The sequence below is a fragment of the Xenorhabdus griffiniae genome (assembly GCF_015163655.1).
Taxonomy (GTDB): Bacteria; Pseudomonadota; Gammaproteobacteria; order Enterobacterales; family Enterobacteriaceae; genus Xenorhabdus; species Xenorhabdus griffiniae.
This window is the reverse complement of the sequence record NZ_JADEUF010000033.1, coordinates 26,219-35,164: the sequence shown is the minus strand read 5'-3', so window position 1 is coordinate 35,164 and position 8,946 is coordinate 26,219. Positions and strand designations below refer to the sequence as shown.

Annotated in this window: 11 protein-coding genes; 4 read left to right on the top strand and 7 right to left on the bottom strand. The window is 39.7% G+C overall.

The features are described 5' to 3' along the window. Positions 1 to 471: 471 nt before the first annotated feature. Both ybjG and IQ211_RS07625 read right to left on the bottom strand, forming a co-directional pair. Entirely contained in the window at positions 472 to 1,080 is a 609-nt protein-coding gene (gene ybjG, locus IQ211_RS07630) for an undecaprenyl-diphosphate phosphatase (RefSeq protein ID WP_189758479.1), read from the bottom strand. A gap of 457 nt (positions 1,081 to 1,537) precedes the next feature. Next, positions 1,538 to 1,801 carry a GrxA family glutaredoxin gene (locus IQ211_RS07625; protein WP_189758480.1) on the bottom strand — a complete coding sequence of 88 codons (264 nt, stop codon included), beginning with the start codon at positions 1,799 to 1,801 and terminating at the stop codon, positions 1,538 to 1,540. Between the two features lie 208 nt (positions 1,802 to 2,009). Between IQ211_RS07625 and IQ211_RS07620 the strand changes: the two genes are divergently transcribed. The 3 genes from IQ211_RS07620 (at position 2,010) to rlmC (ending at position 4,074) form a co-directional block, all read left to right on the top strand. Beyond that, positions 2,010 to 2,321: a YbjC family protein gene (locus IQ211_RS07620; protein WP_189758481.1), complete on the top strand. Its 312-nt coding sequence runs from the start codon at positions 2,010 to 2,012 to the stop codon at positions 2,319 to 2,321. A gap of 83 nt (positions 2,322 to 2,404) precedes the next feature. After that, a complete protein-coding gene (locus IQ211_RS07615; RefSeq protein WP_189758482.1) occupies positions 2,405 to 2,914 on the top strand; it encodes a type III secretion system chaperone family protein in 510 nt (169 codons plus the stop codon). Positions 2,915 to 2,940: 26 nt separating this feature from the next. Continuing rightward, a complete protein-coding gene (gene rlmC / locus IQ211_RS07610) occupies positions 2,941 to 4,074 on the top strand; it encodes a 23S rRNA (uracil(747)-C(5))-methyltransferase RlmC (RefSeq protein WP_189758483.1) in 1,134 nt (377 codons plus the stop codon). 86 nt (positions 4,075 to 4,160) lie between these two features. On the opposite strand, the gene artM is transcribed toward rlmC, so the two are convergent. The 5 genes from artM to IQ211_RS07585 form a co-directional block, all read right to left on the bottom strand. Next, positions 4,161 to 4,829, bottom strand: a complete 669-nt coding sequence (gene artM, locus IQ211_RS07605; RefSeq protein ID WP_189758513.1) for an arginine ABC transporter permease ArtM — start codon at positions 4,827 to 4,829, stop codon at positions 4,161 to 4,163. Next, positions 4,829 to 5,545, bottom strand: coding sequence for an arginine ABC transporter permease ArtQ (gene artQ / locus IQ211_RS07600; RefSeq protein WP_189758484.1), 717 nt, complete (start codon positions 5,543 to 5,545; stop codon positions 4,829 to 4,831). Before artQ ends, artM begins: the two co-directional genes overlap by 1 nt. An 11-nt stretch (positions 5,546 to 5,556) precedes the next feature. Then, positions 5,557 to 6,294 carry an arginine ABC transporter substrate-binding protein gene (gene artJ / locus IQ211_RS07595; protein WP_189758485.1) on the bottom strand — a complete coding sequence of 246 codons (738 nt, stop codon included), beginning with the start codon at positions 6,292 to 6,294 and terminating at the stop codon, positions 5,557 to 5,559. A gap of 156 nt (positions 6,295 to 6,450) precedes the next feature. Beyond that, positions 6,451 to 7,179 (bottom strand): arginine ABC transporter ATP-binding protein ArtP, encoded by a 729-nt coding sequence (artP, locus tag IQ211_RS07590; RefSeq protein ID WP_189758486.1) that lies wholly within the window; start codon positions 7,177 to 7,179, stop codon positions 6,451 to 6,453. A gap of 345 nt (positions 7,180 to 7,524) precedes the next feature. Continuing rightward, a complete protein-coding gene (locus IQ211_RS07585) occupies positions 7,525 to 8,427 on the bottom strand; it encodes a LysO family transporter (protein ID WP_189758487.1) in 903 nt (300 codons plus the stop codon). A gap of 324 nt (positions 8,428 to 8,751) precedes the next feature. Between IQ211_RS07585 and IQ211_RS07580 the strand changes: the two genes are divergently transcribed. Next, entirely contained in the window at positions 8,752 to 8,871 is a 120-nt protein-coding gene (locus tag IQ211_RS07580) for a DUF2813 domain-containing protein (RefSeq protein ID WP_189758488.1), read from the top strand. Positions 8,872 to 8,946: the final 75 nt, after the last annotated feature.

Genomic DNA, 8,946 nt, shown 5'->3' with positions numbered 1-8,946 from the left:
CTATTAATAGCCTAACTTCCATTAACTTTTTGATAAATAATATGAATTTTTGTGCATAAAATATGGCATTCATTTGTTGAATGAAAATGTGTTGAGTATTGATTATGCCTTAATAAGCGTTTTAAGGATAATCAATTGTTGTGTGTGAAATGTGTTCTTTAACTCTATGTTTATGAAGAAACAGTAATCATTTTATGGTTATATATTGTTAAATATAACGAAGGATTTTATCCTGATATTTAAAGCCACGATGAAGCGTAGAATAAATGTTAAAAAATTTCTTGAGCAAAATAATACCACGCTTTTTTTATGGATATCAGTTACACCAACCATATATACGCACTAAACATCAAGTTGTAATTTACAACATGATATGAAACCTGATTTCTCCCCGCTTTGCGGAGAGAAATCACACGCATCTTGAAGTTAGATTGGTATAGAGATATATGGCTGGTGCATATTTACATTTGATTAATTTTTTACCCAGCCTTTTTTGATAAAAAATGCGCAGCAAAATTGGTAGAGTCGGGTAAGTTTGTCTTGTAAATGAGCTCCGCATTGGTTCCAAAATATTTGGGAAAAAGCGCACCCTAACAGGCTGACTAAAAGTGCTCCAATCATATCGATTGGCCAGTGAACGCCTACATAGACACGAGACCAGGCAATGGCACAGGCGATGATCATCAGAGATAAACCTAACCAAATGCGGTGCCAAAATATAAATGCCAGAGCAAAAGTAAAGACTGCTGTGCCGTGGTTACTGGGAAAGGATTCTGTAGGAGCATGATAGAGAAAATTATAGCCAAAACCTTCAACAAATGGCCGGGCATGTGGAACGATTATTCCGATGATATAGGAGGTCGCCATGCCAAAAGCAAAAGCAATGCAAGATTTACTGACAACAATGCGTTGAGATGTGATGGCTCTTTCTTTTCCCCAAAGCCAGCAAATGGCCAATGTGATAGGGTAAATAAATACGCAATATTTCGCTATAAAGATGGCAAGCGAGATCATTGCTGGTGGTGAATCTGGGGTTGCATTGATAAAAGTAAACAAATTGTGGTTAAGTTGTTCTAGCAAAGTCAGCCTCACAAGCGAGATATTTACGTAAACAGGGTGATTTTATTTTATCAACTCATTGTTAACAATTATAATTTCACATAAAAAAGCGAATTACATTGATTCATAACTTTATTTAATGTTTATTGATGTTGCATGAGTAAATAATATAGGGATTGCAATAATAATGAAAGATAACCACTATCTTGCAAGTCACTCGTGACTAACAAAAAACCCGATAGCCTTTAACCAAAGTGGATGACTATCGGGCTCCTCAATATGGGGACATCAAAGAAAAGCAGTGGCAATAATTAAGACTGCATTATGATGTGAAAGTTCTTATCCTTGAGAAAAAAATCGCGAAATTTTTTCAAGAAGGTAGCATTTTTCGAAGGGCAAATATGGTTAAGGCTCCCGCTATCCAGGAGGGTGACAGTTTCTGGATAGCGGTTTTTTTGTCAACTGATTTTACAGCTAATTATTGGTACAGTCCCAGATTGTCTTTAGCATAAGCTTCAAAATCTGTATAGCCACCGATATGTTTCTCGTCAATGAAGATCTGAGGAACAGTCTCCACAGGTTTACCCACCGTTTTTGATAAGTCGTCTTTGGTGATGTTTTCAGCCCAGATATCGATATAGCGATAATCAAAGTCGTCGCGTACTTTTTTTAGTTTTTCAGCGAGTTCTTTGGCACGAACGCAGTAAGGACAACCAGGACGGCCAAAAATGACAGTGTACATACAAACTCCTTAGTGGTAATGATCATGAACTTCATAGAATGTCATCTGAAGTTACTATGCCTGTAAGTGTTAACAAAAAAAAGCAGGAATCACCTTTTGTTGTAATTAGTCCTGCCGATAAACGGAATTCAGATATGATAGACTTACCCAGTAACAGAAATCTATTGAGTAACGGAAATTCTATTTTTAAGCTGGAACAGGTTAAAGAATGAAAATGAACCCATCAAAAGAGATGCGCTCATTGGCTGACATGCCTAAGTTAGTCATTTTATTGGAAATATTGGGCGTGGGGCTGTTGATTCTGGCTTACTTGTCAATAACTGATAGCATAATTCTATCGCCTTTACTAATGACGACAGAAGCACACATTGCTATGATTTTATTGGGTATCGGTTGCTTGATTCCAGCAGCTATCCATATTATCTGTCGTGCAGTCTATAATCTTTCCTTTTTGGGAATTGATCATAAGAAAGCAGATAAAAGCCATCAGATTGTCACTGATGATGAAAAAACAAAATAGATTAATTATTGTACATGCGGCTGCTTGCTGGGAAGTTCCCTTAGGTAGCATGTGTAACTTCTCGGTCATATGAGGTTAATTCGATGGATTCTATGGTTACTCCCGATTTGTCAATTTTGCGCACGTGGCTTGAACAGCTCAAGATCTCTTATTTTGAGAATGATTCAGGCACAGTCTTGCATTTGCCTCATATGCAGAATATTGATGGCTTGTTTGATGCCAAGATCGATCTGTTGGGTGATGTCGTATTGCTTTCTGCTTTGGCCGAAGTCAGGCCAACTGCGATAATTCCATTGGTTGCTAATTTGAGTCAGATTAATGCGTGTTCTCTGACTGTGAAGGCATTTATCGATGTTCAGGATGAAAATTTGCCTAAATTGATTGTTTGTCAGGCTTTCCCTATTGCTGCTGGCATGACATTCAGACAATTCTCCAATTTTATGCAGCAGGGGGAAGAGCAAATTGCGAATGTAATTTTTGAAATTCACAGCAATAATCTTCTCTATGTCAATAGTGATATGGAAAGTGAAGTGGAAGTTGAAGATGAAGAATCCTTAACTTCAACGAAAACATCAACATTTACTTTGCACTAATATTTTTTTGATATGGTTTTTTTACGATGCAATGTGCGCAGTATACCGCGGGGCATTGTCACTCTTGCCAGTGGCTCGATAAGTCCTATTCACAGCAATTATATGATAAACAACAACATTTAAAGCAACTTTTACAGGAAGGATCAGTATTACATTGGTTACCACCAGTAAGTAGCAAAACAAGTGAGTTCCGTAATAAAGCCAAGATGGTGGTCAGTGGCAGTGTTGAGCGTCCATTGCTTGGTATGTTGCATCGTGATGGCAGAACGGTGGATCTCTGTGACTGTCCGTTGTATCCAAAATACTTTCAGACGGTATTTGCAGTCATAAAAACATTTATCGCCAAAGCTGGTTTGGTTCCATACAACGTTGAACGTCGGAAAGGGGAATTAAAATATATTCTTCTGACGGAAAGCCGCGCTAATGGCGAAATAATGCTGCGCTTTGTCTTGCGTTCGGAAACAAAGCTGGCTCAATTAGCGCAGGTTTTGCCTTGGCTGAAGGAACAATTGCCACAAGCAACAGTGATCTCCGCTAATATTCAGCCAACCCATATGGCAATTCTGGAAGGTGAGAAGGAAATCATTTTTACCGAACGTAAGATGCTACAGGAAACTTTTAACGGTATTCCGCTGTACATCCGCCCGCGTAGTTTTTTCCAGACAAATCCAGATATTGCTTCAGCGCTGTATGCCACAGCGGGACGCTGGGTTAGGGAGCTAAACATTAGCAGTATGTGGGATCTGTTTTGCGGTGCTGGCGGTTTTGGTTTGCATTGTGCAGACCAAAAAACCCGATTGACAGGGATTGAGATCAGTGCTGAAGCAATTAGTTGTGCTAGAAGTTCTGCCAAAAGCTTGGGGTTGGAGCAGGTGGATTTTCAGGCATTAGATTCCACTCATTTTGCTCTTGATAAATCACAATTACCTGAGTTAGTGCTGGTAAACCCTCCTAGAAGAGGAATTGGTAAAGAGCTATGTGAATACCTTAGCCGGATGGCACCTAAATTTGTTCTCTATTCGAGCTGTAATGCTCAGACGATGGCGAAAGATATCACGATGCTTAAACAATATCGAATAGAAAAAGTACAGTTATTCGATATGTTTCCTCATACTGAGCATTATGAAGCACTGGCACTGTTAGTTCTTAATGTAAACTAACAATCTGATATCTTGGTTACTCCGTGATAATGGTAAGTTATCACGGGTAAGAATGGTGAAATCAGATAATTAAGTGTGAATGCTGATTAATTGCGATGTTCAAATGATAAAGCACGCTGTTCAATTAAACGCATCAGCAGTGTCAAAAGACCATTTATGCAAAGGTAAATAATGCCTGCGGCAATAAATATTGTTGCATCGTAACTACGCCCAAATTGAAGCTGGCTGTATCCCATGATGTCTAATAAGGTGATTGTACTGGCTAGTGAAGTGCTCTTGAAAATCAGCACGACTTCATTGGAATAGGAAGAGAGTGCTCGCTTAAGAGCATAAGGTAGCAAGATGCGCATAGAATGCATTTTGGACATACCAAGAGCCTGACAAGATTGCCATTGTCCGGCAGGAATTGCTTTAACAGCGCCGTAAAATAGCAGGGTTGAGTAGGCTGCACTGTTCAATGTAAGTGTGACCATTGCACAGAGCCACGGCTCTGATATAAGTTGCCAGAACCACGGATATTCCTTGAGCGATGGAAATTGCCCCGGCCCATAGTAAATTAAGAAGAACTGAACGAGGAGCGGGGTTCCGGTAAATAGTGTGATATAGCCTCTGACCAATTGAGAAAGTGCAGGCAGTTTCATTGTCAGAATCATGGTCAAGACAATGGATAGCATGAATGCGGCCAGCAATGCTGAGAAAGTCAAACTGAGGCTGGTTTGTAAGCCGGGTAAAATTTCTTTGATATATTCAAACATCATGAAGCACTCCGTTCAAAATGGGTGGCGCGTATTTCAAGCTGTTTGAGAATAAATTGGCTTGCCAGGGTGATTATCAGATAGAGAGCAGCAACAATCATATACCATGTGAACGGCTCCTGAGTTCGGGTAGCGATACTTTTGGTTTGTAACATCAGATCATTAACGCTGATTAACGAAACCAGGGCAGTATCTTTTAATAAAACCAGCCATTGATTACCAAGCCCTGGCAAGGCGTGGCGCCACATTTGAGGCATAATCAAGCGAAAAAAGATACGGCGTTGGCTTAATCCCAGAGCTTGACCCGCTTCCCATTGCCCTGTCGGAACAGCTTTTAATGCTCCCCGCAGCGTTTGTGAAGCATAAGCAGAATAGAGCAGAGACAGAGCAATAACACCGCACAGAAAAGGGCTGACATCAAAGTTGTCAATTTCCATCTGTATTCTAAAGTGCCAAACAATGAGATTGATATCAAAACCATCCGACAACGTAATGAGGAGTTGAGAACTGCCAAAATAGATGAAGAGAACAACTAAAATTTCAGGCAATCCTCTGATCAAGGTAACCCAACAGGAGCCTAAAAAAGCAATAGGTTTCCAGCGAATGGATTCCCATGCAGCAAAAAACATTGCCAGAACCAAGCCGACGACAAGCGAGGAAATAGCGAGGCCGACGGTGACTCCGGCGGCACTAATTAAAGAGAGAAGTTCATTCATTAGAATTGAGTTTATTGTTTAAACCATTTTTTGTAGATGGTATCGTAAGTACCGTCTTGTTTAACTTCCGTTAATGCTTTGTTCAGTTTATCCAGCAACACAGTATTGCCTTTGCGAACCGCAATACCTAAACCGATACCAAAGTAGTTTTTGTCTGTCACCTTTTCGCCAACCGTACTTAATTCTTTATTCTTTTTCAGCCATTCATTGACGACAGCTGTATCACCGAACAACGCATCAATACGACCATTTTTTAAATCAAGGATTGCATTTTGGTAGCTATCATAAGGTACGGTTTTCAGCTCTTTATGTTGCTCCATCAAATATTTCTGGTGTGTAGTACCATTCTGAGTTCCGACTTGTTTACCTTTGAGATCGGCAACTTGAGCAAACTTCCCTTTGATAGCAACGAAAATGGCAGAGTTATCATAATAAGTTTGGGTGAAATCAACTTGTTTTTTCCGATCCGGTGTGATGTCGATACCCGCCATCAAAACATCAACTCGACGGAATTTTAAGCTGGGAATGAGGCTATCAAAAGCCTGGTTGGTGAATGTACATTCTGCGTTGAGCTTTGCACATATGGCATTCGCCAAATCGACGTCGAATCCTTGAATCTGATTATTTGCATCAATAAATTCAAATGGAGGGTAGGTTGCTTCCGTCGCAAAACGGAGCGTTACTTTCTCTGCTGCGGTTGCTGACAAGGTCACTACACTCAATAAAGCGGCAAACAATAATTTCTTCATAGCAATATCCTGTTGTTTATGAATGTCACGGTTGATAACTGCTTTAATGTTTTTTTGTAATCAACTATCGATATCTCTGCGTCATCTTTCAATCTGCTCCCTTATAGGGAAGTAGTAGATTGAAATTTATCGAGTATATAGATCCAATATGGTATTTCAGTGTGATAAATAGTGAGCAAAGGCTTCTGTTTGAGGATGCATAAAATGAGTTGCATCACCTTTTTCGACAATATGTCCTTGTTCCATATATACAACCTGACTTGCTGTTTTGCGAGCAAATTCTACTTCATGAGTCACGATAATCTGAGTGATACCGGTTTCTGCTAGCTCTTTAATAATGTCAATGACTTGGGAAGTGATTGCAGGATCGAGTGCGGCAGTGGGTTCATCAAACAATAGAACCTGAGGTTCCATCATTAATGCGCGTGCAATGGCAACCCGCTGTTGTTGTCCACCAGAAAGGTGCAGTGGAAAACGGTTGGCGAATTCACCCAAATGAAGTCGGGAAAGGAGTTTGGCCGCTTTTTCCCGTGCTTGTTGCTTAGATTGCTTCAATACCCGGCAAGGTGCTTCAATCAAATTATCCATCACGGTCAAGTGTGGCCACAAATTATATTGCTGGAAAACCATGCCAACTTTTTGCCGCAATGCGAGAATTTCTTTGTGGTTAGGTTGCTGTTTGAAATCAAACTGGTGCGTTGCCACATTGAGTAATCCAGAACGAGGCAGTTCCAGTAAATTTAAGACACGCAGCAAAGAACTTTTTCCTGCTCCACTGGGACCTAGCAACACGACAGTTTCTCCCGATGTACATTCAAAATTGATATCGAATAGAGCCTGATGTGAGCCATAGAAACAATTTATGTTTTTTAATTGAATGCTCATGCGAAAAATGTGAATAGTTAATTGACTGGTCGATATTAATCCCACAAGAATAACTATGCAATGATATTTGCATAAAATTGTTGTTTTAATCGAATTTGTTAGTTAACTAATCAATTTTTCAGCATTTTTTAGATCTTTTTTTGCTTTTTATATTAGTTTGGTAGATTGATTTTTATATCGAAAAATCTTTTTTATTCAGTTTATGCATTAAACCAGGATAGCTTTGTATTGCATACACTAATCTAACTTCAAGATGCGTGTGATTTCTCCCCCGCTTCACGGGGAGAAATCACGTTTCATATCGTATTGTAAATTGCAACTTGAAGTTTAATGCGTATAAATAATTTACCGGGTAAACAATGCGATGAATAAAGGGGTTAATAAACTCAATATAAAACCATGAACGATAGCTGCGGGTACGATACTGATACCACCACAGCGTTGTAAGATCGGTAAGGTAAAGTCAATTGAAGCCGCTCCGGTCAAACCCAATGCGGTTGAACGATAGCGATTTATTAGTATGGGAATAAGCATGATGGATGCCAATTCACGAGCTAAGTCATTGAAAAAGGCGGTACTGCCAAGCACAGGTCCGTAAGCATCGGAAATTAAAATGCCGGAAAGGGAATACCAACCGTATCCTGATGCAATGGCAAGACCCGTTTTGGTCGGTAATTCCAACAAAAATGCAGCCAGTACGCCACCCAGCAGGGAACTGATGGCAACCACGATGGCAATAATCATACCACGGCGATTCAGCAGGGTTTGCTTTAGGCTCATGCCGTTATTACGCAGTTGAATACCCACTAGAAATAGTAAAAAAATCAAGGCAATTTCGCTGGCTCGGCTAGAAAGATGAAACCCTGACCAGCCTATTAATCCAATAAGAAACCCCAATACTAATGCGCCACATAATTTGACGGAATCCAGAGCCATATGTAATCGGGAAGGCGGTTTTTCCTGTTTGTGTGCACTAATAATCCACGGATCTCGCTTATCTAAAAGGAAAAGCGCTAGCATATTAATTATAAAGGTGCACAGGAAAAATGTTGTTGCATACAGCAAGATAGAAAGTAAGTTACTACCCAAGTTTTCCAGCATCGCAAGGCTTATCCCCATCAAAATGAGAATGATATAAACCATGACATTGAGTAGCTGATGCACGAAGGTTAGCATCGATTTATCACTCAGATGAATAAGGTAGCCCAAGGCCAAAGGCAGGAGAATAATGATTAATCCTGAATACATGATCCACATCCTTATCCAATAAAAAAACGTCTTTTTATCTTAATCTTAATAACGAAAACTATACCAATCTAACTTCAAGATACATGTGATTCCTCCCCCGCGAAGCGGGCAGAAATCAGGTTTCATATCGTGCTGTAAATTGCAACTTGAAGTTTAATGCGTATAGACACAAAAATCAGCAAACATAAAGAAACAAAAAAATTACATTGAAATAACAAGTAGGATAAAGGGAAACATACTGAAATTCAACGCATTTTTTAATCTCTGATAGGACGGATGTTATAAATAAAATTAAGTAAATCTGTATGGAAAGAGAGGAAATGTATGCGATTATCATTCGTACTTGACGAAAATACGATTCTGATTGGTGGAAATGCGCAGGGCAAATCCAGCCTCTTAGCCAGCTTTACTAATCTCCTGTCATTTTATAAGCTGAGTTTTTAATCGCTCGGTTTGTGCAATCCGTTTTGCGTATAACAAGGCGCTGCATATTAATCCCATATATACCGCAAGCATAAT